Below are 22,946 nucleotides of genomic sequence, written 5' to 3' on the forward strand. Positions count from 1 at the left end.
TGCAGAAATATATGTAATTTAACTAATTGAAATGTCCAACTTGATTAATTGAATGACAAAAGAGAATCAAATAGAAGAAAAATTAATTAAGCATCTTGAAGAGCTTAAATACATCTATCGTCCCGAAATTGTTGACAGGAAATCATTGGAACAAAACTTCAAATCCAAATTTGAAGCCCTTAATCGTGTTCGATTATCTGACAATGAATTTTTAAGACTTAGGGAAGATTTAATTAAACCTGACGTATTTAATGCTTCTAAATTCTTGCGTGAAAAACAATATTTTCAACGTGAAGATGGAACCCCATTACATTATACATTAGTTAATATTAAAGATTGGTGCAAAAATGAATTTGAAGTAATCAATCAGTTACGGATTAACACAGAAAATAGCCATCATCGTTTCGATATCATATTGCTTATCAATGGTTTACCTGTTGTACAAATAGAATTAAAGAAACTGGATATTTCTCCACGAAAAGCAATTCAACAAATCGTGGAATACAAAAATGAGCCTGGTAATGGATATGGAAATTCACTTCTATGCTTCATGCAGATGTTTATAGTTAGTAATGGAAGCAGGACACTTTACTTTGCCAACAACAAGAACCAACATTTTGCTTTTAATGCTGATGAACAATTTTTACCTGTTTATGAACTGGCAGATATTGAAAATAAAAAAATAAATAAGCTATTCGATTTTACTGAAAAATTTCTGAGCAAATGTACACTTGCTGAAATGATTAGCAAATATATGGTGCTAGTGGAAAGTGAACAAAGATTGCTCGTCATGCGACCATATCAGATTTATGCAGTGAAAGCAATAGTAGATTGCATTCTGCAAAACAGGGGTAACGGATATATATGGCACACTACTGGAAGTGGTAAAACATTGACTTCATTTAAAGCATCTACTCTCCTAAAGGATAATCCAGACATTGAAAAATGTTTATTTGTCGTGGACCGTAAGGACCTCGACAGACAGACCCGAGAAGAGTTCAATAAATTTCAAGAAGGAAGCGTTGAAGAAAATACCAATACGGAAACCTTGGTTAGACGCTTACTTTCTAGTGATTATTCGGATAAAGTTATTGTAACCACCATTCAAAAACTAGGACTCGCTTTAGATGGGTCTAATAAGAAAAATTACAAAGATCGTTTAGAGCCTTTGAGCAAAAAACGAATCGTTTTCATCTTTGATGAATGTCATCGTTCTCAATTTGGCCAAAATCATAGTGCCATAAAAGAGTTTTTTCCCAACGCCCAATTATTTGGATTTACTGGAACACCTATTTTTGATGAGAATGCGAATTACAATATCAGAGAAGGCGAATATGCATCTTATAAAACAACACTAGACATTTTTGAAAAACAATTGCATGCTTACACTATTACTCATGCTATTGATGACAATAATGTATTACGATTTCACATTGATTTTTTCAAGGGAAAAGGGGCTCAACCTGCAAAGCCAGGAATAGCCATTACACAACAAGCTGTGGTAGAGGCTATTTTAGATAAGCATGATGCCGCAACAAATTCAAGACGTTTTAATGCCATTTTCGCAACGGCTTCTATTAATAATGCTATTGAATATTATCAGCTTTTCAAAGAATTACAAAAGAAGAAACAATTAGAAAATGATGACTATCACCCTTTAAACATTGCTTGTGTTTTTTCCCCTCCAGCCGAAGGAAACACTGATATTCAACAGATTCAAGAAGACCTAATTCAAGAAAAAGAGGACAACAAACATAATCCTGAAGAAAAAAAGGCAGCTCTTAAAACTATTATAGCTGATTACAATAAACAATATGGCACTAACCATGATATGAGTCAATTCGACTTGTACTATCAAGATATACAAAGACGAATCAAAGACCAGAAATACAGCAACAAGGATTATTCACACGAGAATAAGATTGATATTACCATCGTGGTAGATATGTTGCTCACAGGTTTTGATTCTAAATACCTGAACACATTGTACGTGGACAAAAATTTGAAATACCACGGATTAATTCAGGCCTATTCCAGAACCAACCGTGTTCTTAATGACACGAAACCATACGGTAGCATTCTCGATTTTCGCTCTCAACAAGAGGCTGTGAACCAAGCCATTGCGCTATTTTCTGGTGAAGATAGTGGCAGAGCTAGAGAAATTTGGATGGTAGATCCAGCTCCCATCATAATTGATAAATTCAAGGAGGCTGTGGATAAACTAGGCGTATTCATGCATGAACATGATTTACTAAATGAACCTCAACAAGTGTATAATTTAAAAGGTCATGCGGCAAAAATTAATTTCATTAAGAATTTTAAAGAGGTTCAACGTTTTAAAACCCAATTAGATCAGTATACTGATTTAAATGATCAACAAAAGGCCGAAATTGAAGCGATTTTGCCCAAAGACATCCTAATTTCATTTAAAAGCTCCTATATAGAAACTGCTAAAAAATTAAAAGAAATTCAAGAAAGTAAAGGTGAAGAAGTACCTAACGATATTCAACAATTGGATTTTGAGTTTGTGCTATTTGCATCCGCTGTGATTGATTATGATTACATCATGAACTTAATTGCAGACAGTACACAGCAAAAGCCCGCTAAACAAAAAATGTCTAAATCCCAGATCATAAGTTTACTAAATTCGAATGCCAACCTGATGGATGAGCAAGAAGATTTAAGTGATTATATCGAGAGTTTGGACTGGAATAGTGGACTTGATGTAGATTCTCTTCGTAAAGGCTTTACTTTTTTTAAGTTCGATAAATACAACCAAGAATTGGCAGAAATTGCCCAGAAACATGGATTACAAACAGCCGATCTAAAAGTATTTGTGGAATCTATTATGAGCCGAATGATTTTTGATGGAGAGCAACTGACCGACTTATTAGAACCTTTAGATTTAAGTTGGAAAGAACGAAGAAATAAAGAATTAGCGTTGATGGCAGACTTGGTGCCACAATTAAAAAAACTTGCCCAAGGGCGTGAAATATCAGGATTAGCAGCATATGAGTAAAGATAGACAAATGACCCTGAACAAAACCAAAGAGTTAATCCCTGAATTGCGTTTTCCAGAGTTTAAGAATGATGGGAATTGGGAACTACTAGAACTAGGACAACTTTCTGAAATTGTTCGTGGTGGTTCACCAAGACCAATTCAAGATTATCTTACAACTAGAGGAGATGGTTTAAATTGGTTAAAAATAGCAGATGTACCATCTGATTCTAAATACATTACGAGGACAACTGGAAAAGTTTTAATGGAAGCTTTAAACAGTACTAGAGAAGTCTTTCCTGGCGATTTAATTCTCTCTAACTCTATGAGTTTCGGACGGCCTTATATTCTAAAAATAAAGACTTGTATTCACGATGGATGGATTGCAATTCGTAAAATATCCGATTTAAGTTTTGAAGAATATTTATACTATTATATTTCTAACGAATCAAGTCAAGAATATTTCAATACTTATGCAGCTGGTGCGGCAGTTAAAAATTTGAATGCAGAAATAATCAAAATTTTACCAATCTCATTTCCTAAAAATAAAAATGAACAACAACACATAACTGATTGCCTTTCATCAATAGACGATTTAATTGAAGCACACAACCAAAGGTTAGATGCTTTAAAAATGTACAAAAAAGGCTTGATGCAGAACCTTTTCCCTCAAGAGGTTGATGCTTCGACAGGCTCAGCACGGGTGCCGAAATATAGATTTAAGGAGTTTGAAAAAGATGGGGAGTGGGAAGAAAAGTTGTTTGATGAATTATTTGAAATTGGAAATGGAAGAGATTATAAACACCTGAAAATTGGTAAAATTCCTGTTTATGGATCTGGTGGATATATGCTTTCTGTTAATGATTTTTTATATGAGGGTGATAGTGTTTGTATCGGACGTAAAGGGACCATTGATAAACCTATATTTCTAAATGGTAAGTTTTGGACAGTTGATACCCTATTTTACACATATTCATTCAAAAATTGCTTACCGAAGTATATATTTTATGTTTTTGAGAATATAAATTGGATGGACCATAATGAAGCAGGAGGTATACCAAGCTTATCGAAATCAAATATTTACAAAATTAAGGTATTAGTGCCTCCAGTTGAAGAACAACAAAAAATAGCTTCTTGTCTTTCATCCTTAGATGCATTAATAACAGCACAAGAGGAGAAAATAGAGCTACTGAAATTGCATAAAAAAGGGTTGATGCAGGGGATGTTTCCACAAATTAATGATTAGAAGATGGCAGCAATTACAAATTTTAATAGCCTAACTGAGTTAGCTTTCGAATTCCAAAAGTATCTCAATGGAGATCATAGACCTCTCAAAGACTTGATTCTTTTCTATGCTCATAATGGAACTGGTAAAACAAGATTGTCTATGGAGTTTAATGGAATAGGTAAAGCTGATAGTAGACCAAATACCTTATATTATAATGCTTTCACCGAAGATTTATTCAATTGGGATAACGACTTAGATGGCGATGAACATAGAGTGCTCCTTCTAAATAAGTATTCTAAGTTTTTTGGTGGTATAAGGGATTTAGACATTGACAATAAAATTCGCCCCATACTTCACAATTACAGCAACTTCAACTTTACAATCGACTTTAATTATGTAAAACCAATTGATGCTGCTAAAAAAAATCCAGAGACTTACTGGGCTGTGAGGTTTACAAGAGAAGAATTAGTAAATGGAACAGCACAGAATGTTGAAAATATAAAAATATCACGTGGGGAAGAAAATCTATTTATCTGGTGTTTTTTCTTAGCTATTTATCAATTAGCAATTGATGGTGCTGAAGGATACGATTGGGTAAAGTATGTTTACATTGACGACCCAATTTCTTCCTTAGACGAAAATAATGCCATTGCATTAGCCTGTGGTTTAGCCACAATGGTTGAAAGCGGAATATATCAGGAAATTGAGGAAGCTGGAGAGAAAAAGAAAGTTGAAAGAGAGCGAAAAGTAAAAGTAGTCTTATCAACCCACCATAGTCTTTTTTTTAATGTGATTTATAATGAACTAAAATTGAAAAGGAAAACCTTTTTCCTTCATTCAAATAACTCTCAAGATTATAGATTACAAGACACTGAAGATACGCCATTTTTTCACCACATTTCATTATTGAGTGAACTGGAAAAAGCAGCAAAGTCAGAAGTTATTCATACCTACCACTTTAATGGTTTAAGGACTGTAATGGAAAAAGCTGTAAGCTTTTTCGGGTACAATCGAATTGATGAGGTTATTCATGGGTTGGAAGATGCCGTTCTTTTTCACAGAGCAGTACAGTTACTTAGTCATGGTAAGTATTCAATATTTGCTCCTTCACCAATGACACCAGATAATAAAGATTTATTTAAAAAAATTCTTAGAGGGTTTGTTGACAAATATAAATTTAGACTCCCTGAAATTTTTAACGAGGGAATTCAACCAATACCGGCAGAAAATTAAGATATGACACTAAAAGACCAACAACAATTAGGTAAAACCCTTTGGAATATAGCTAACGATTTAAGAGGAGCCATGAATGCAGATGATTTCCGTGATTATATGCTTTCGTTTCTTTTCCTTCGTTATTTGTCCTACAATTATGAAGAAGCTGCAAAAAAAGAGCTAGGGAAAGATTATCCAACTCATAGTCTTTTTATAACTATTCAAAAACATGACATTGAATTTGAATTTGAAAAAGTAGCCCGAGCGCATCAAAAAATAGATGATAAAGAAATACAAATAGAGAAAACAAAAAATCACACTATTTCACCTCTTGGCAAATGGTATTTCGAAAATCCTGATGAAATACAAGAATTTGAGAAGCAAATGCGCAGAAAGGTGCATTATGTTATTCGACCAGATCATTTATGGAGCAACATCACCGAATTAGCCCGAACTCAAAATACGGAGTTATTGGTTACACTCGAATCAGGCTTTCGATACATTGAGAATGAATCATTTGAAAGTGCATTTCAAGGATTATTTTCTGAAATCAATCTTAACTCCGAAAAACTAGGTAAAACCTCTTCCGAAAGAAATAAGAAACTATGCACTATTATACAAAAAATTGCCGAAGGAATTGCTGAATTCTCAGCCGATGCTGATACCTTGGGTGATGCTTATGAATATCTTATTGGTGAATTTGCTGCAGGTTCAGGAAAGAAAGCAGGAGAGTTTTATACACCTCAACAAATTTCTACCATCTTATCTGAAATAGTAACCTTGGACAGTCAAGAGCCCAAAACGGGTAAAAAAAATAAATTAGATAAGGTATTGGATTTTGCCTGTGGATCAGGATCCTTATTACTCAATGTAAGGAAGCGAATCAAAGATAGTGGCGGAAATATTGGTAAAATTTACGGTCAAGAAAAAAATATCACCACCTATAACCTTGCCCGTATGAATATGCTTTTGCATGGTATGAAAGATACCGAGTTTGAGATATTCCATGGAGATACATTAGAGAATAGTTGGTCCATACTTAACGAGCTGAATCCAAGTAAAAAGACAGAATTTGATGCCATCGTGGCTAATCCTCCATTTAGTTTACGTTGGGAACCCAGTGATACTTTAGCCGAAGATTTTCGCTTTAAAAGTTATGGATTAGCCCCAAAATCAGCTGCTGATTTTGCCTTTTTATTACATGGTTTTCACTTCTTATCAAAAGAAGGAACCATGGCCATTATTTTGCCACATGGCGTCTTATTTCGGGGTGGTGCAGAGGAAAGAATTCGAACCAAATTATTAAAAGATAACCACATTGATACCGTCATTGGTTTACCTTCTAATTTATTCTATTCCACGGGCATTCCTGTTTGTATTTTAGTGCTGAAAAAATGCAAAAAACAAGATGATGTCTTATTCATTAATGCCAGTGAGCATTATGAAAAAGGGAAAAGACAAAATAAACTTAGAGAAGGGAAAAATGATGAACCAAATGATATAAAGAAAATTGTTGAAACCTATCAATTTCGTCCTGAGCATATTGAACGATATGCCCGAAGAGTTAATATGGATGAAATTGAAAAGAATGGTTATAACCTCAATATTTCAAGGTATGTCAGTACATCCTTGGATGAAGAAATCATTGATCTAAAAGATGTCAATCAAAAAATTAATGAATTAAATGTAAAAATAGAGGAAGCAAGATTAAAGCATAATCAATTTTTACACGAGTTAGGATTACCAACCATCTAATTCAACATGAGCGATTGGCCCCATATTAAATCTCAAATTTATCAGGAAATTTTACAGCGCTTGGAGCAAAACATCCAAGAGGCACAAATAGCATATGTTCAGGCGAAAGAATCAAGAGATTCAGACACCAAGAGCTCCGCAGGGGATAAATACGAAACAGGCCGAGAAATGATGCAAAGAGAAATGGATAAATGCTCTGCTTTGATGGATCAAAACAAGCATTCCTTGCAAATCATCCAGCACGTACCCATCCATAGAACCTATGAGAGCGTCGAAAAAGGGGCCCTTATCATCACAGACAAAGGAATGTATTATATGTTGGTAGGCTTAGGGAAAATCAGCTTAGATCAAAAAGACTATTTTGCTATTTCACCTGAATCACCCATTGGAAGCTTGTTTTTAGGAAAGAAAGTAGGCGAGTTCATCCTTCTGAGAGAACAGAAAATTCATATACAGGGCATTTATTAATAGAAAAACATGAAAAAAATAGTACATCTACTCTTGATTGTAATTTGTGTGCAATCGGCATTTGGCCAAAGTGCTGAAGAGAAAATCAAGGCATTTATACCGCAAATGGATCTACTTTTTAAACAGTTTGTTGAGAAAGAAAAACTACCTAGCGTTGTCTATGGATTGGTCTATCAAGGAAAATTGGTGCACGCACAATCCATTGGTTTGGCAAATATCAAACAACAAATTCCTGCAAGTTCGCAAGTGGATTATCGCATAGCTTCCATGACCAAAAGTTTCACCACTATGGCTATTTTAAAATTGCGCGATGAGGGGAAATTGCAATTGGATGAACCCGCGCACCATTATATTCCAGAATTAAAAAATCAACGATATGTCACAAAAGATGCTCCTGAGATTACCATTAGGCATTTAATGACCCATGCGGCGGGTTTTCCTGAAGATAATCCTTGGGGGGATCGACAACTGGGTATTTCAGAAAAGGCCTTTTCTGACATGCTACATCAGGGAATTTCATTTTCAAACAACCCTGGTGTAAGCTATGAATATAGTAATATGGGGTTTGCGCTTTTGGGAAGCATTATCAAAAAAGTAAGTGGACAGCCTTATCAAGCTTACATTACAGAGAAAATTTTAAAACCCTTAGGTATGACCCATACCTATTGGGAATATATGGATGTTCCCAAAAACCAATTAGCCCTTGGCTACCGCTGGATCAATCAAACTTGGGTGGAGCAGCCCTTGGAACATGATGGAGCTTATGGAGCCATGGGTGGTTTAATTACTACCATGGAAGATTTTAGTCGTTATGTTACTTTTCATTTATCCGCTTGGCCAGAAAGAGATGATCCAGAATCTGGTCCGATTAAACGCGCTTCTGTCAGAGAAATGCAATTCCCATGGAATTTCATTGATGTGAATCCTAAACAAAAATATCCCAATGGTCAGGTGGGGCAAAGTTTTAACGCTTATGCCTATGGATTGAGTTTTAAGAAAGATTATGCCAACAGAACTTCCATTTCTCATTCTGGAGGTTTACCCGGATTTGGGAGTAATTGGCGGATATTTCCAGATTATAATATCGGAATTATATCTTTTAGTAATTTAACCTATGCCAATATGGGGAGCATCAATATGTTGGTCATTGATTCCTTGCTACATACTACAGCTTTACCTAAACGTACTTTAGCTGTTTCTGCCATTCTGAAACAAAGACAAAACGAATTAATGAAAATATTACCTCATTGGAACCAAGCAGAGAGCAGTGGGATTTTTGCCATCAATTTTTTCTCCGATTATTTTACTACTGTACTGAAAAAAGAAGCAGAAGCCTTATTCTCGAAAGTTGGCTCTATCAAAAAGGTACATGACATGATTCCAGAAAATCAATTACGTGGTAAATTTAGCATAGAGGGAGAAAAAGGCGATTTAGAAGTAAGCTTTACTTTAAGCCCAGAAAATCCAGCCCTGATTCAAGAATTCCATTTAATTGAAATAAAAAAGGCTCAATGAGCCTTTTTTTGTTTTTCTTCAATCTTCGCATTTCTGCTAAAGGACTTAAATCCTAAAATAGGAGAGTAGCCCACGGATTGTTTGGAATAATATCCTTTTTCATTGTATGGGCGCTTTCTCGGATGATCCTTACAAGCAGGAGAACAAGCGCCATCCATTTCTTTTAAACAGCTTGGACAAATAGCCAAATGCTCATTACATTCCGGATTAGCACAATTGACCATGTGGTCTGATGGCTCCTGGCAAACATGACATTTGGAAACAACAACCGGGTTTACGCTATTAACGGGTGTTGCTACACGACTATCAAATACATAGCAAGATCCATCAAAATCTTCTCCTCCTTCTTCTAAACCGTACTTAATGATACCACCGTGCAATTGATATACATCTTTAAAACCTTTCTCTAGTAAATAAGCGGAAGCCTTTTCACATTTAATACCACCAGTACAGTAAGTAATAACTTTCTTATTTTTCAGATGATCAATTTCATGCACATGGTCTGGTAAATCACGTAGATTTTCCATGTCGAAAGTATATGCCCCTTTAAAACGTCCTAATTCATGTTCATAATTAGAACGCATATCTACCAAGACCACATCTGGATCATTTTTCAATAATTCCTTGAATTCTTTAGGCTTCAAATGCTTACCTGTTCGCTCCAAAGGATTCACAGGTAAGTCGGAATGGACTATTTCATTTTTGACACGCACATGCAATTTATTGAAAGTGTGTTTGTCAAATTCTTCAATTTTAAAGTCAAAATCAGTTCCCTGAAATATGGGATCACTTTCTAACCAATGCATGTATTTGTCGCAATCTTCTTTGAGTCCAGAAACGGCTCCATTCAATCCTTCTGACGCCACAATGATGCGCCCCAAGATATTGTTTTCAATACAAAAAAGATGGTGTTTTTCCCGATAAGCCTCGGGATCTGGCACAGGGGTGTAGTTATAGTAAAGCAACACACTGTAAGGTTTCATCTTCAACATGATTTACAGATTAATAATAAAAAATAAGTGACGATGGGGAGATTCGAACTCCCATACCTAAAACGGCACTACCACCTCAAGGTAGCGTGTCTACCAATTTCACCACATCGCCAATATGGTTAGCAAAATTACCAAATATTTGCTTACTTGCAAGGAAATCAAGTTTTCATCAAATCTGAATAAACAGAATGGCTTTAGAAATCAGCGGAAAATTAGTTAAAAAACTTCCTGAAGTAACCGGTACCGGACGTAATGGGACCAATTGGATCAAGCAAGAATTTGTGATTGAAACTCAAGACCAATACCCTAAAAAAGTGTGTATGTCGGTCTGGGGTGACAAGACTCAAGATTTAGCTCCTGTACAAGAAGGTGAAATAGTGAAAGTACAATTCAATGTCGAATCAAGGGAATATAATGATCGCTGGTATACCGAAATTAGAGCATATCGATTAGATCGTTCAGGTGCAGCGCCATCTGTTCCTCCTAATGTAGCTCCTTCAGCAGGTGGTGGATATCAGTTCCCTCCGTTAGAAGCTGAATCGGGTGATGATCTTCCCTTTTAAGGATAATGTATGAGTCCAAAAAAAAGCCCTTGCATTGCAAGGGCTTTTTTTTGAGATTCTGTGGTTCTAGGCCCTTGCCTTGCAAGGACTCTTCGTGTCATGAAAGGGCTCTAGGAAAGATAACCGAATTTCCCAGCATTAAAATCTTCAAAAGCTTGCATGATTTCTTGACGGGTATTCATCACAAACGGACCATGTGCCGCAATGGGCTCATTTATTGGCTCACCACTTAGAATTAATACCACGCTATCTTCTTTAGCCTCTATCGAAAATTCCTCGCCTTCGTTTTCCATCAAAGCTAAATTGTCTAAGTCTACATCTTCTGCACCATTCACTCGAACACTTCCTTCGATTACCAATAAACAGGTATTGTAAGAAGCTGGAAAAGAAAAACTAGCTTGTGCTCCGCTTTTCAATTTGGCATTCAGCATATTCACGGGAGTGAAAGTAGAAGCAGGGCCTTTTTGTCCTTGATATTCTCCTGCAATCACTTCTATAAAACCTGAATCTCCAAGATCAACTTGTGTGATTTGTTGGTTTGATATGGCTTGATACTTAGGTGTCGACATTTTATCCTTAGCAGGTAAATTAACCCACAATTGAACCATTTGAAAATCACCCCCTTCTGCACTGAAAGATTCTTCATGATATTCTTTATGTAAAACCCCTGAGGCAGCCGTCATCCATTGTACATCTCCCTCACCAATAATTCCACCACCACCACTACTATCATGATGAGCTACTCGACCTTTATAAGCAATGGTAACCGTCTCAAAGCCCCGGTGAGGGTGAACACCTACGCCTCTGGCATGTGTAGAAGGGGAGAAGTAATGCTTTGAACCATAATCCAACATAATAAATGGACTCATGCGTTGCATATCTAAACCATATCGACTAGGAATAAAATTATGTACTCTAAACCCATCTCCAACAAAATGTACCTCACCAGGAGGATATACTAACTCGACTTTCTTTGTCATAATCATCAAAATTTAATGTTGAAAACATTCTTCACCATCACTAATCACTAAACCCTAATCACTTATTTCGAGTGACATTGCTTGATGAACAATATCTGCCTCGATAAAAGTTTCACCAAAAGGAATAAATCCTAAACTGGCATAGAGGGGCATGACCGTTTGTTGAGAATGTAAGTAGAAGTATGTAGCATCTGGATAAGCTGTCCGAGCTTCTTGAATGATATGTTGAACAATCTGACTGGCATATCCCTTTCCTCTGGCTGAAGCAAGTGTCGCAATTCGCTCAATCTTAATTCCTTTATCTGTTTTGCGATAACGACCAGTTGCCACCGGCTTTCCATCTTCCAAAAATAAATAATGCTTCGCTTGCGCATCTAATTCATCAAACTCTTCTGAAGGCAAGCATGCTTGTTCTACGACAAATACCTCGATTCTAATCTCAAAAACCTCATGAATTTCTTCCAGCGATTTGGCTTGAATGATTTTGACCATCTTATTTCTCTTGTTTTCCGTAAGCTTCAATGATTTCACGAACAAGGCGGTGACGAACCACATCGGAGCCATCCAATTCCACAAAAGCAATGCCTGTGATACCTTTCAGTATATGAGCCGCTTCTCCTAATCCAGATACTTGATTTTTAGGTAAATCTACTTGAGACTTATCACCCGTGATAATGGTTTTAGACTGAATACCCATACGCGTCAAAAACATCTTCATTTGCATGGAAGTGGTATTTTGGGCTTCATCCAACAAGATAAATGCCTTATTTAATGTACGACCGCGCATGTAGGCCAAAGGAGCAATTTCGATGGTTCTATTTTCGAGGTAGAATTTTAATTTTTCCGCTGGAATCATATCATCCAAAGCATCATAAATTGGACGTAGGTATGGATCTATTTTCTCTTTTAAATCTCCCGGTAAAAAACCCAAGTTTTCACCAGCCTCTACAGCAGGGCGCGTAATAATAATCTTCTTGACCTCTTTGTTTTTGAGTGCTTTAACGGCTAAAGCTACCGCCGTATAAGTCTTACCGGTACCAGCGGGCCCAATGGCAAAAACGATATCGTTTTTACTAGCTGCTTCCACTAATTTCCGTTGATTGGGTGTTTTCACTTTGATCACCAAACCCTTGGTTCCAAAAAGTAAAACGTCCTTATCTTCCACCCAAGGAGTTTCATTTTCTTCTCCTGTTGGGTTTAAGATCAAATCGATGTAGGCCTTCATGTGATTGGCCGACAAAGAACTATGTTTTTCTAAATGCTTGATACATTGATTGACGATGGCTTCCACCAAAGAAATTTGATCATCTGAACCTCGAACTGTAATTTGATCACCACGAGCAATGATTTTGGTCTGAGGAAAAGCTTCCGTCAATAGTGTTAAGTTGGAATTTGAGACTCCGAGAAAATCAACCAGAGACACATCCGTTAAGGCAATAATTTTTTCTAACAAGTATGAAAAAGTTAAGGTGAAAAATATTTACTAAAATAGAGAATAATTGAAATTTAATCGGATGATTAGAATGATATTTTTATCAAAATATTGTAAAATTGTAGTCTATGGAATCAAACAATCCCTCATCAATTTCTAAAAAAGCAAATTCTAGCTATAATCGTTCCAATCAACCTACACGATTAAGTGATTTAGGCTTAGGAAAGCTTCCTCCACAGGCTCCTGAGTTAGAAGAAGCATTATTGGGGGCTTTGATGTTGGAAAAGGAACCCTTAGCCAATGTCATTGAATTATTAAAACCTGAGACTTTTTACAAAGAAGCACATCAGAAGATCTTTCTGGCCATTCAGGGATTGTTCCAAGCCTCTCAACCTGTCGACTTATTAACGGTAAACAATTTCTTAAAAGTTAATGGGGATTTAGAAAAAGCAGGAGGGACGAGTTATTTAGCTCAATTAACTTCTAGGGTCAGTTCCACCTCTAACGTGGAGTTTCACGCTAGGATTATCATTGAGCAATTCATCAAACGTCAGTTGATTCACGTTTCTTCTGAGATTCAACGACTGGCTTATGAAGATACAACCGACGTATTCCAAATTTTGGATCGTATGGAGCAAGAATTATTTTCCATTGCAGAATCCAACATCCGGAAGAATTACGAAAGTATGTCGGACATTTTGAAGAAGGCTATTGATGAATTAGAAAAGAAACAAAAGCAAAAAAGTGGCCTTACGGGTATTCCATCTGGCTTTACCGATTTAGATCGCCATACTTCTGGCTGGCAAAAACAAGAATTAATCATCATTGCAGCTCGTCCGGGTATGGGTAAAACGGCCTTTGTCGTTTCCGCTTGTCGAAATGCCGCCCTAGACTTTGGCCATGCGGTAGCTTTGTTCTCCCTAGAAATGAGTTCAATTCAATTGGTGAATCGTATTGTTTCTGCTGAAGCTGAGATTGAGGCTGAAAAAATACGAAAAGGAAAATTGGAGCCGCATGAATGGCAACAATTACACACCAAGATCGATAAATTATTCCAAGCACCCATCTATATTGACGATACACCCGCCTTATCCATTTTGGAATTAAGAGCCAAATGTCGTCGTTTAAAAGCTCAAAAGAACATTGAGCTGATTGTTATTGACTACTTGCAATTAATGACAGGGGATACATCTGGAAAAGGAGCAAGTGGAAACCGTGAACAAGAAATCGCTCAAATATCTCGTGCTTTAAAGCAATTAGCAAAAGAATTGGATGTTCCCGTGATTGCACTTTCTCAATTAAATCGTTCGACGGAAACTCGTGGGGGAAATAAAAAACCTCAACTTTCTGACCTTCGTGAATCGGGAGCCATTGAGCAAGATGCTGACCAGGTTATGTTCATCTATCGCCCTGAATACTATGGCATTACTACCGATGAACAAGGTAATTCCATCACAGGAATGGGAGAGATTATCATGGCTAAAAACCGATCTGGTTCATTAGAAAATGTTTGGTTGAAATTCATCGGTAAGTTCACCAAATATTGTGATTTGGATTTTCAACCCTTTGCGGATGGTAATGGAAACGGAGTTTTTAACCTCAGTGAATTAGGAGATACAGCATCTCAATTTGAGCAAGGTAATAGCGACTCCGTCTTTAAAGGAAGTAAAATGAATTTGCCTCCTGCGGATTTTGACCCATTGAACGAACCTTTCTAGTTTTTTCTTAGTCGTAAGCGAACGATATTTTCCACGTGATGCGTTTGTGGAAACATATCTACTGGATGAACTACGTCCACCTCATATGCTTCATCTAGCCAAGCCAAATCACGGGCTTGTGTAGCAGGATTACAACTTACATAGACTATTTTTTCTGGACGAACTTGCAATAATTGTCGAACGACATCCTCATCCATACCTGCTCTCGGTGGATCTGTAATGACCACTTGAGGCTTTCCATGAAGGGCTATAAATTCTTCTGTTAAAAGCTTTTTCATGTCCCCAGCAAAGAAAGATGCCGTATCAATGTTATTATGAATAGCATTCATTTTGGCATCTTCTACCGCCATTTCAACATATTCTAGTCCAACTACTTTGGCGGCATATTTAGCCAAAAACAAAGCGATAGTTCCTGTGCCTGTATATAAATCATACACCAACTCATCTCCTTGTAAATCAGCGTATTCTCTTACTAATTGATATAATCGCAAGGCTTGTTTGGCATTGGTTTGGAAAAAGGATTTTGGGCCAATCTGAAAACGCAAATCTTCCATTTGTTCTTCGATAAATGGCTTACCATGAAAACATATAACTTCCAAATCGTGGAAAGTATCATTCCCTTTTTGATTGACCACATAATTTAATGAGGTAATCATCGGAAAATTGCTTTGGAGGTAATTCATGACCAAGCTAATTTCTTCCTCTGTAGCATAGGCAAACTGCACCACCACCATCCATTCTCCTGAACTTGCATTACGAATGATCAAATTACGTAAAGCGCCTTCTTTTTGATTTTTCAATTCATAGAATGAAATGCCCTTTGCTTCGGCAAAGTCACGAACTCCATTTCGAATAGCATTCGAAGGATCAGGTTGTAAATAACAATGATCGACAGGTAATATTTTATCGAAACGACCCGGTACGTGAAAACCTAAGGCATTCATGGAAGCTAAATCTTCTTTTCCAATCTCTTCGTTGGTCAACCAGCGAGCAGAAGAAAAGGTGAATTCCAATTTATTACGGTAATAATAGGCTTCATCAGAACCTAAAATGGGTTGAAATTCAGGTAATTTAATTTTGGCAATTCGCTCTAAATTGTCTTTCACCTGTCGCTGTTTAAACGCCAATTGAGCCTCATAGGAAACGTGCTGCCATTTACATCCACCACAAACCCCGAAATGATCACAAGGAGCTTCTGTTCTAAAAGGAGAGAGAGCTTGAATGTTGATCGCTTGAGCTTGTTTGAATTTCTTTTTAGACTTAAGAATGCGCAAATCAGTAATATCACCAGGGGCTACTGTACCTTGAACAAATATAACTTCATCATTTACCTTCGCTATGCACTTTGCTTCCGCTGCGAAATCAAGGATGGAAATTTGTTCTAACACTTGGGGGATTTTGTATTTTCTTGCGTTCATAAGGTAAATTCTGCCACAAAAATAGGGCTTTCATTTGGCTAGTCAATCAATTATGGGATAAAAGCTTAACTTTGAGATCAAATTTTGCATATGAAAAACAAAGTCGTCATTATCACAGGGGCATCTTCCGGAATCGGTAAAGCCTTGGCATTGGAATATGGTAAGCATGGAGCCCAAGTTATTATTACGGGTCGAAATGAAGCAAAACTTGAAGAAGCGAAGTCAGAATTAGTCACTGCCAATATTGCTTGCCAAGCCATTGTTTGTGATAGTAGTTCTGAGGAACAAACAAGAGTGATGATTGCTCAGGTTGTTCAAGAATTTGGGAGGATCGACTTATTGATCAATAATGCGGGAATTTCCATGCGTTCTATGTTTGAAAATGTAGATTTAAAAGTTTTGAAGCAAGTCATGGACATCAATTTTTGGGGAACAGTTTATGCCACACATGCCGCTTTGCCTTATTTAAAAGAGAGTAAAGGAGGCATTATTGGTATTTCATCCATCGCAGGATACAGAGGATTACCCGTAAGAACAGGGTATTCCGCATCCAAATTTGCTATGAATGGTTTTTTAGAGGCATTAAGAACAGAACTATTGGAAACTGGGGTACATGTCTTAACAGCTTGTCCAGGATTTACGGCTTCCAATATTCGGAATGCATCATTGAATTCCGAAGGTAAAATTACAGGAGATACCATGCGGGATGAAGAAAAAATGATGTCGGCTGAGGAAGTAGCTCAGCGCATTTATCAGGCCTTTGAACAAAAGAAAAAAACCTTGGTTTTGACCTTCCAGGGGAAATTGACTGTCTTTTTAAACAAATGGCTAAACGGTTTCATGGATAGGCTGGTGTATAATACCTTGAAAAAGGAGAAGGATAGCCCGCTGAAATAATGTAGAATTAAGAATGTAGAATTAAAATGTAGAATGTAGAAATATCAAATAATTGCTTTAGAATTAGCAATTAATAAGCGTTAAAATAACCAGTTATTCTACATGATACAAGTAAAAGCCCTGCCCGACAACGTCAAGCAGGGCAGTACAACCCTTTTAACTTACCACTCTATTTTTTTTAGAGGTTATCCTCTTAATGAAAATCTCGATTAATGCGGAACTAACTCCGTAAATACGGCATCAAATTCCTTACTTTTTTGTTCAAAATAGGTTGATGCAAAATCAAACTCTTGCATCAACATCAAGAAATAATTTTTCTCAAAAACTAAAAACTTAGATGTCAGAAGAGTTTCAGCAGAAAAGGTATGTTTTTTACCTTCCATCACTTCACTGATACCTAGAAATATAGGATTGGCGTGATATACAATACCTTCAGGAGAATTAAATGACTTTAAAGAAATTTCGCCTCCTTGAAAATAGAATACAAACTCCGCTTTTTGACCTTGACGGAACAAAAATTCGTTAGCTAAATAGTTGATTTCTATTCCGCTAGCTAGTACTTTACGTTCGGTCTCGATCATCTGATCCATACTTTTTAAAAATTTGTTTACGAAAGTAGATTTACTCCTGAATTAATTTCATGACAATGCTCATGTTTTGTCCTGCTTTTTATCATTAACAGAGCAGTATTTTCATGGGAACTTTGAGAAAAGATTGAGTTTATGATGGAACAACCTGTCCATACTACCCTAACAAAAACAAGCTGCTTTCACTGTGGAGAGCCATTTGTCGACGAGATTATTCTATTTCAGGAAAAGGAATTTTGCTGTCAAGGGTGTAAAAACGTTTATGAGCTACTAAATGACCATGAATTAGGCACCTACTATACTTGCGATGTTAATCCAGGCATTTCACCCAGTCATCAAAACTTTGATTATTTAAATAAACCTGCTTTTCGGGATAAATTAATACAATTTTCCAATCAAGAAATTTCCAAAGTCAGTTTTAACCTACCCAGTATCCACTGTAGGTCTTGCCTTTATTTATTGGAAAATCTACATAAACTACATGCAGGAATCCTTAAAACTCAATTGAATTTTGGGAAAAAGGATTTAAGCATTTGGTTCAAAGAGAAAGAAATTAGTTTAGGAGAATTAGCTTCCTTATTAGCTAAAATTGGATATGAACCGCTTTTATCGGAAGAATCTGAAGGACAAGAAAAGAAAAAAAGACATACTCAACAAACACAACTCTTCATCAAACTAGGTGTTGCTGGCTTTTGTGCTGGCAACATCATGCTTTTTAGTTTTCCTGAATATTTAGGTATTGAGGAGGGTAGTTTAAAAAATCTTTTTGGCTATTTAAACTTAGTGTTGGGGTCGGTGACCCTTTTTTATTCAGGTTCAGATTATTTCAAAAATATATGGGCTCACTTAAAATTGAAAAAAATCACGATCGAAATGCCTATACTTTTAGGCGTTATGGTCGGTTACTCCCGAAGTGTCTATGAAATATTGAGCCATACAGGAGCAGGGTATATGGATTCTGTTTCCGGACTTTTATTTTTCTTATTGGTAGGTAAATGGTTTCAACAAAAATCCTTTGATTTTCTATCCTTTGAAAGAAAATACACTTCCTATTTTCCCTTGGTTATTACTAAAATCGTTCATGGAAGAGAAGAAACGGCACCATTAAGTGACATCAAAGTAGGTGACCGTTTGCGCATAAGGAATGAAGAAATCATTCCTGCTGACTCGATTTTGATGAAGGGACAAAGTAGCATGGATTATAGTTTTGTTACAGGTGAAAGTGAATGGGTTTCCATCCAATCAGGAAACTTAATCTATGCTGGAGGAAAGCATCATGGGGAAATGATGGAGATAGAAGTTAAAAAGGACCTTCAGCAAAGTCATTTAACACAATTATGGGAACAGCAAGCATTCAAGGACCCCAGTTTAAAAATGGAAAACTGGGAAAATTTTGCCAATCAAGTTGGGGTTTATTTTACCATAGGTTTAATTAGTTTAGCCAGCATTGTAGCTGCCTACTGGATTCAAGTTGACCCCAGTAAATGGCAAAATTCAGTAGTTAGTATTTTGGTCATTGCTTGTCCTTGTGCTTTAGCTATTTCTTATCCATTTGCCCTAGGGCATGGTGTTAGGTGGTTATCCAAGTTCCAGTTATATGTTAAGGATATACAAGCCTTAGAACGCATGGCACAAGTAGATACCTTGGTTTTCGATAAAACAGGTACACTGACCTTGGCAAAATCTGAAGCACCAAAAAGTTATTTGCATCGAAGTATCAGCGAGCAAGAATTAGATCTTTTGTATTCTTTATCCGTACAGTCAACCCATCCGCTTGCCCGCCGACTTTGTGCCTATACCCAAAGTTTAGGAGAAAGAAATTTGGTAAAAATAACTTCGTTCAAAGAAATACCAGGCAAAGGTTTAGAAGCAAAATGGAGGGATTTACCTATAAAATTAGGTTCGGCCAAATTTTTGGGGATCACTTATTATTCACCGCAAGATTTCTACTCTTCTGAATCTCAATTATTTATACAAATAGGAGAGGAGACATTGGGTTATTGGGACTTCCCTTGGGAAAACAGAGAAGGAGTAGAATTCATGCTACGAAAATTACAGCATCAATATGAGGTGTATTTGGTCTCTGGAGATAAAGCGAGCCATGCCACAAGTTTACAAGATTGGTTTTCCACAGAGAACCATATGAAGTTTGAATGTAGTCCCATGGAAAAAATGGAATTCATTCGTGAATTACAATCCCAAGGAAAGAAAGTCATGATGGTAGGAGATGGATTAAATGATGCAGGAGCATTGCAACAGGCTCATGTAGGGATAGCCGTTTCTGATGATCACTTACATTTTACCCCCGCTAGCGATGCTATTTTACAAGGTCGTTCACTAAGTCGCTTGCCTGAATTTTTACAATTTTCGAAAAAGGCCCTGACTTTAATCAAAATGAGTTTCTTATTATCCTTGGTATATAACGCCATTGGATTAAGTTTTGCGGTACAGGGTAATTTATCTCCCTTAATTGCAGCGATCTTAATGCCGGTTAATTCAATCAGTATGTTAATTATAGCAACATGGGGGATGAATATCTACGGAAAACAGGTTAAAAACCAATTGAAATCATATAGCCGCTCACTCATTGCTGAGGAAAATCATATTTTAAATACTGATATAAAAAGAACTTTACAAAGCAGTATAGAGTATTAAGTTACTTTCTGCAATCCTTGTTCTCTTAATTTTTATTGCCATGGAAATAATGTACTTAATGATTTTTTTGAGTTTACTTATGGCCATCGGTTTTCTCTTGGCGTTTATTTGGTTTGTACGCTCAGGGCAACAAGATGACCTCATTACTCCAGGTATGCGCATTCTTAATGAAGATAAAAAGACAATCAATTAATCTCAATTTAAACGCTTATGAAGTCACAAACGACTACTTTGGATCAATTCTCGTACGACAATAAAACCGTTCGGAATTTCGCCATTGCAACCATTATCTGGGGTATTGTTGGAATGCTCGTTGGGGTCATTATTGCCTCGCAGTTGTTCGAACCTGCAATGAACGTCACTCAATACGGAACATTTGGTCGTATACGTCCGCTGCATACCAATGCGGTGATTTTTGCTTTTGTAGGTAATGCCATCTTTGCTGGTGTGTATTATTCTCTACAAAGGTTATTAAAAGCACGTATGTTTAGTGATTTTCTTTCGTCGTTCCATTTTTGGGGTTGGCAATTAATCATCGTAGCTGCCGCCATCACTTTACCATTAGGTATTACGACCTCCCATGAATATGCGGAATTGGAGTGGCCTATTGATATTGCCATTACTTTGGTATGGGTAGCATTTGGTATCAATATGTTTGGGACTATCATTAAACGTAGAGAGCGTCACTTGTATGTGGCCATATGGTTTTACATTGCTACGTTTGTTACGGTGGCGGTATTACATTTAACCAACTCCGTTCAGTTACCTATTTCCTTCCTTAAAAGTTATTATGTCTATGCAGGGGTACAAGATGCCTTGATTCAATGGTGGTATGGACATAATGCAGTAGCATTTTTCTTAACTACTCCATTCTTAGGTTTGATGTATTATTTCTTACCTAAAATGGCGAACCGCCCTGTGTATTCGTATCGCTTATCTATTTTACACTTCTGGGCTTTAATATTTATTTATATCTGGGCTGGTCCTCACCATTTACTATATTCGAGCTTACCCGATTGGGCACAATCCTTAGGTGTCGTTTTCTCAATTATGTTGATTGCTCCATCATGGGGTGGCATGATCAATGGTTTATTAACCTTGCGTGGTGCTTGGGATCAAGTACGTGAAAATACTATTTTGAAATTCATGGTAGTAGGTATCACTACTTACGGTATGGCTACTTTTGAAGGCCCTATGTTAAGTTTAAAGAACGTGAATGCGATTGCCCACTTTACCGACTGGATCGTAGCACACGTTCACGTTGGAGCATTAGGATGGAACGGTTTCTTGACATTTGCGATGTTGTATTGGATGGTTCCTCGTATTTTCCAAACCACTTTGTTCTCTGAAAAATTAGTAAAGACTCACTTCTGGATTGGTACATTGGGTATTGCCTTTTATGCTATCCCCATGTATATCTCTGGTTTCACTCAAGGTATGATGTGGAAACAGTTTACTCCAGAGGGAACGTTACAATATGGTAACTTCTTAGATACAACTTTACAAATTATCCCAATGCACCAAATGCGTGCTTTAGGAGGAACTTTGTACTTAGTGGGCGCTATTTTAATGGCTTATAACTTATTTAAAACCATGGCTCAAGGTTCACTTTTAGCGAATGAGCCTGCAGAAGCTGCTCCATTAGAAGTGATTGTTTCTGAAAAAGAAGTAAAAGGATTACACTGGCATAGCTGGATTGAAAGAAGACCGATTCAATTATTGATTGGTTCTTTAATCATGATTCTGATAGGTTCTTTAGTGGAATTAATACCAACTTTCATGGTGAAATCCAATGTTCCTACCATTGCGGCTGTTCAACCTTATACATCGCTTGAATTAGAAGGACGTGATATTTATATACGTGAAGGCTGCGTAAACTGCCACACCCAATTGGTTCGTCCCTTCCGAAGTGAAACAGAACGTTATGGCGAGTTTTCTAAATCAGGTGAATTTGTCTATGATCATCCGTTCTTGTGGGGATCTAAAAGAACTGGTCCGGATTTACACCGTGAGGGAGGAAAATATCCAGATTCTTGGCACTATCACCACATGCGTGAACCAGCGTCTATGTCTCCTGGGTCCATCATGCCAGCTTACGATTGGTTGTATGATCAGCGTTTAAATACGTCTCAAACTCAAGCTAAATTACAAGCCATGAAGACATTGGGCGTTCCTTATGATGATGTTCAAATCAAAAACGCGGTAAAGGACTTAGAAGCTCAGTCTAAAGAGATTCAAGCGAGATTAGCGGAAGAAAAAATCAAAGTAAGTGCAGACAAAGAGATTATTGCTTTGATCGCTTATTTACAAAGATTAGGTACAGACATTTCTAAAAAATAAGCCCATGTTTAAGCAATTTATTTCCACGATACCAGGAGCTGATTCCTACATGATTTTCTCCTTATTGATATTCCTTGTATTCTTTGTTTTAGTGGGAGTCTATTTGTTCTGGATGGATAAAAAACATCTAGATAAAATGAGAAAAATGCCTCTAGAATAGGTCTAATACATTTTGATAACATTTA

The 22,946-nt window shown here is 36.9% G+C and carries 19 protein-coding genes and 1 tRNA gene; 13 read left to right on the top strand and 7 right to left on the bottom strand.

From position 1 onward, the window contains the following. The first annotated feature begins 52 nt into the window (after positions 1-52). The 6 genes from U0R11_RS05585 to U0R11_RS05610 are packed head-to-tail and all read left to right on the top strand — an operon-like array spanning position 53 to position 9,179. Entirely contained in the window at positions 53-3,019 is a 2,967-nt protein-coding gene (locus U0R11_RS05585; protein ID WP_406750412.1) for a type I restriction endonuclease subunit R, read from the top strand. Next, positions 3,012-4,244: a restriction endonuclease subunit S gene (locus U0R11_RS05590; protein WP_406750414.1), complete on the top strand. Its 1,233-nt coding sequence runs from the start codon at positions 3,012-3,014 to the stop codon at positions 4,242-4,244. Before U0R11_RS05585 ends, U0R11_RS05590 begins: the two co-directional genes overlap by 8 nt. Before the next feature lie 3 nt (positions 4,245-4,247). Further along, positions 4,248-5,459 carry an AAA family ATPase gene (locus U0R11_RS05595; RefSeq protein WP_406750416.1) on the top strand — a complete coding sequence of 404 codons (1,212 nt, stop codon included), beginning with the start codon at positions 4,248-4,250 and terminating at the stop codon, positions 5,457-5,459. A 3-nt stretch (positions 5,460-5,462) separates the two neighbouring features. Continuing rightward, positions 5,463-7,196, top strand: coding sequence for a type I restriction-modification system subunit M (locus U0R11_RS05600; protein WP_406750417.1), 1,734 nt, complete (start codon positions 5,463-5,465; stop codon positions 7,194-7,196). 6 nt (positions 7,197-7,202) lie between these two features. Then, positions 7,203-7,664 (top strand): 3-oxoacyl-ACP synthase, encoded by a 462-nt coding sequence (locus tag U0R11_RS05605; RefSeq protein WP_406750419.1) that lies wholly within the window; start codon positions 7,203-7,205, stop codon positions 7,662-7,664. Positions 7,665-7,673: 9 nt separating this feature from the next. Beyond that, complete coding sequence (locus tag U0R11_RS05610; RefSeq protein WP_406750421.1) at positions 7,674-9,179, top strand: serine hydrolase domain-containing protein; 1,506 nt, start codon at positions 7,674-7,676, stop codon at positions 9,177-9,179. Here the strand turns inward: U0R11_RS05610 and trhO are convergent. After that, a complete protein-coding gene (trhO, locus tag U0R11_RS05615) occupies positions 9,173-10,162 on the bottom strand; it encodes an oxygen-dependent tRNA uridine(34) hydroxylase TrhO (RefSeq protein WP_269009647.1) in 990 nt (329 codons plus the stop codon). The genes U0R11_RS05610 and trhO overlap by 7 nt on opposite strands. A gap of 37 nt (positions 10,163-10,199) precedes the next feature. Next, positions 10,200-10,283 (bottom strand) — tRNA-Leu (locus U0R11_RS05620). Positions 10,284-10,359: 76 nt separating this feature from the next. Between U0R11_RS05620 and U0R11_RS05625 the strand changes: the two genes are divergently transcribed. Next, on the top strand, positions 10,360-10,734 hold the full coding sequence (locus U0R11_RS05625; protein WP_166373961.1) for a DUF3127 domain-containing protein: 375 nt from the start codon (positions 10,360-10,362) through the stop codon (positions 10,732-10,734). A gap of 110 nt (positions 10,735-10,844) precedes the next feature. Here U0R11_RS05625 and U0R11_RS05630 read toward each other — a convergent pair whose 3' ends face one another. From U0R11_RS05630 to U0R11_RS05640, 3 genes are read right to left on the bottom strand one after another with little or no spacing between them, the layout of a single operon-like run. Then, entirely contained in the window at positions 10,845-11,714 is an 870-nt protein-coding gene (locus U0R11_RS05630; protein WP_406750423.1) for a pirin family protein, read from the bottom strand. Positions 11,715-11,768: 54 nt separating this feature from the next. Next, complete coding sequence (locus tag U0R11_RS05635; RefSeq protein WP_406750425.1) at positions 11,769-12,206, bottom strand: GNAT family N-acetyltransferase; 438 nt, start codon at positions 12,204-12,206, stop codon at positions 11,769-11,771. A 1-nt stretch (position 12,207) separates the two neighbouring features. Further along, positions 12,208-13,167, bottom strand: coding sequence for a PhoH family protein (locus U0R11_RS05640; protein ID WP_406750427.1), 960 nt, complete (start codon positions 13,165-13,167; stop codon positions 12,208-12,210). A 107-nt stretch (positions 13,168-13,274) separates the two neighbouring features. Between U0R11_RS05640 and dnaB the strand changes: the two genes are divergently transcribed. Further along, entirely contained in the window at positions 13,275-14,864 is a 1,590-nt protein-coding gene (gene dnaB / locus U0R11_RS05645) for a replicative DNA helicase (RefSeq protein WP_406750429.1), read from the top strand. Here the strand turns inward: dnaB and rlmD are convergent. Continuing rightward, on the bottom strand, positions 14,861-16,282 hold the full coding sequence (rlmD, locus tag U0R11_RS05650) for a 23S rRNA (uracil(1939)-C(5))-methyltransferase RlmD (protein WP_406750431.1): 1,422 nt from the start codon (positions 16,280-16,282) through the stop codon (positions 14,861-14,863). The genes dnaB and rlmD overlap by 4 nt on opposite strands. A 90-nt stretch (positions 16,283-16,372) precedes the next feature. On the opposite strand from rlmD, the gene U0R11_RS05655 reads away from it, so the two are divergent. Beyond that, the gene (locus U0R11_RS05655) at positions 16,373-17,179 is read left to right on the top strand and encodes an SDR family oxidoreductase (protein ID WP_406750433.1); all 807 of its coding nucleotides are present in this window, start codon (positions 16,373-16,375) and stop codon (positions 17,177-17,179) included. Positions 17,180-17,388: 209 nt separating this feature from the next. Here the strand turns inward: U0R11_RS05655 and U0R11_RS05660 are convergent, their stop codons facing one another. After that, complete coding sequence (locus U0R11_RS05660; protein ID WP_406750435.1) at positions 17,389-17,769, bottom strand: cyclic nucleotide-binding domain-containing protein; 381 nt, start codon at positions 17,767-17,769, stop codon at positions 17,389-17,391. A 132-nt stretch (positions 17,770-17,901) separates the two neighbouring features. On the opposite strand from U0R11_RS05660, the gene U0R11_RS05665 reads away from it, so the two are divergent. The 4 genes from U0R11_RS05665 to U0R11_RS05680 are packed head-to-tail and all read left to right on the top strand — an operon-like array spanning position 17,902 to position 22,921. Beyond that, a complete protein-coding gene (locus U0R11_RS05665) occupies positions 17,902-20,421 on the top strand; it encodes a heavy metal translocating P-type ATPase (RefSeq protein WP_406750436.1) in 2,520 nt (839 codons plus the stop codon). Between the two features lie 49 nt (positions 20,422-20,470). Next, positions 20,471-20,614 (top strand): cbb3-type cytochrome oxidase assembly protein CcoS, encoded by a 144-nt coding sequence (gene ccoS, locus U0R11_RS05670; protein ID WP_406750582.1) that lies wholly within the window; start codon positions 20,471-20,473, stop codon positions 20,612-20,614. A 17-nt stretch (positions 20,615-20,631) separates the two neighbouring features. Further along, a complete protein-coding gene (ccoN, locus tag U0R11_RS05675) occupies positions 20,632-22,761 on the top strand; it encodes a cytochrome-c oxidase, cbb3-type subunit I (protein ID WP_406750438.1) in 2,130 nt (709 codons plus the stop codon). Between the two features lie 4 nt (positions 22,762-22,765). Further along, positions 22,766-22,921, top strand: coding sequence for a CcoQ/FixQ family Cbb3-type cytochrome c oxidase assembly chaperone (locus U0R11_RS05680; protein ID WP_166373951.1), 156 nt, complete (start codon positions 22,766-22,768; stop codon positions 22,919-22,921). Positions 22,922-22,946 lie beyond the last annotated feature (25 nt).

Origin of the sequence: Aquirufa salirivi, assembly GCF_045310485.1 — a bacterium.
In the GTDB taxonomy this organism is placed as follows: domain Bacteria; phylum Bacteroidota; class Bacteroidia; order Cytophagales; family Spirosomataceae; genus Aquirufa; species Aquirufa salirivi.